This is a genomic window from Lamprobacter sp. (assembly GCF_034860625.1).
GTDB lineage: Bacteria > Pseudomonadota > Gammaproteobacteria > Chromatiales > Chromatiaceae > Lamprobacter.
In genome coordinates, this window is sequence record NZ_JAYESN010000565.1 from 1 (window position 1) to 1190 (window position 1190).

The 1190-nt window shown below is 64.8% G+C and carries 1 protein-coding gene and 1 pseudogene; both read right to left on the reverse strand.

Features of this window, described 5'->3' with window-relative positions; all coding sequences use genetic code 11:
* Nucleotides 1–318, reverse strand: a pseudogene (locus tag VBE63_RS29825) (hypothetical protein); the annotation flags it as partial.
* Complete coding sequence (locus tag VBE63_RS29830; RefSeq protein WP_323686586.1) at nt 315–923, reverse strand: nitrous oxide-stimulated promoter family protein; 609 nt, start codon at nt 921–923, stop codon at nt 315–317. The pseudogene VBE63_RS29825 and the gene VBE63_RS29830, both read right to left, overlap by 4 nt.
* Nucleotides 924–1190: the final 267 nt, after the last annotated feature.

Sequence of the window (1190 nt, forward strand, 5' to 3'; positions counted from 1 at the left end):
GTCGAGCGCGAGTAACAGGGTTCCAGCAGGCAGCAGGTTGCCGCTCTCCAGATCCGGATGACGCTCGACCACGCGACCGGCGACATTGGCGATCGCCTGCCAGCGTTCGGCCGAGCGCGCGCTGCCGAGGCCGCGCGCCTCGATCCGCAGGGCGACGGGTTGCAGCTCGATGACCGTTAGCGTCGGGGCCGCTGCCGGGCTGTCGCTGTGTTGCGGCGCTCGGGCATGGCTGATCAAGAACGCGGCCAGGGCGATGCCGCCGCCGAGCCCGAGCAGGATCAGCAGTCCACGGCTGAGTGTGGTCAGGATGGGCTTCATGGTTGGTCGTGTTCCTGGGTTTCCGGGGTGGTCCGAAGGTCGCCTTTGGTCCGCTTGGCTTGGCTGTCCCGGCTGGCCTGGTTGTTGGTGTTGGCCTGCGGATCTTGAGCAAGCGGAGTGGATTGACCGGTCCTGTCGGGCCTTCGCCGAGTCTTGGTGCGGGCCAGAACCCGCGCCAAGCTGGGCACCCGGCGCAGCTGATCGAGCAGATGTCGCAGCGCTAGCCAGGGATGGCGCAACGGCATGCGCGGGCCAGCGTATCGCATCACCGCGCGTACCTGCTCACGCTTGACGGCGCTGTAGCAGTGCACCTCGCAGCGGTTGCAGACTGGCTTCTCTTCTTGGAACGGGCAGCTGGCGAGGCGCTGATGGGCGTAGCGGCGCAGTTGCTCGCAGTCGGCACAGGGTTCGGTATCGGGGCGATGGTGGAGGCGATCGATGCGCTGATGGTGATCCCGGCAATAGATGGCGAGCATCGCATCGATGGTGCGCTGCTCGTGGCGGATTCTGGGACCAACCTTGGAGTTGGCGGCGCCAGAGCGAGCGTTGGTGTCGATACTGGGCTCAGCAGGCTCAGCAAGGTTGGTAGCCGATGGCTTGCTCATCGAAGATCCGGTGACAGGGACGGGATGTGTTGCGATCCCTTAAAGCGTCCATTGAGCCTGCAGCCTGGTGGCCGATCCTTGATCGGGGTCAAGCGGTGTCTGGTTGCGGCGCGGGTCGTGCGGCAGGTCTTTTGATTGCGGGGCAAGTCGCATCGGGCAGTATCGAACCACTTCGGATCGATCGTCTCTGGGAGGACCGGGGCATCGAAGACCGCTTAGCGGTGCTATCCTAAGCCCCTTTCCGAGTCCTTTTTAGACACCTGGAAC

Excerpts from the sequence above, each read along its gene's own strand:
- VBE63_RS29830 (WP_323686586.1), bottom strand. The coding sequence starts at position 923 with ATGAGCAAGCCATCGGCTACCAACCTTGCTGAGCCTGCTGAGCCCAGT.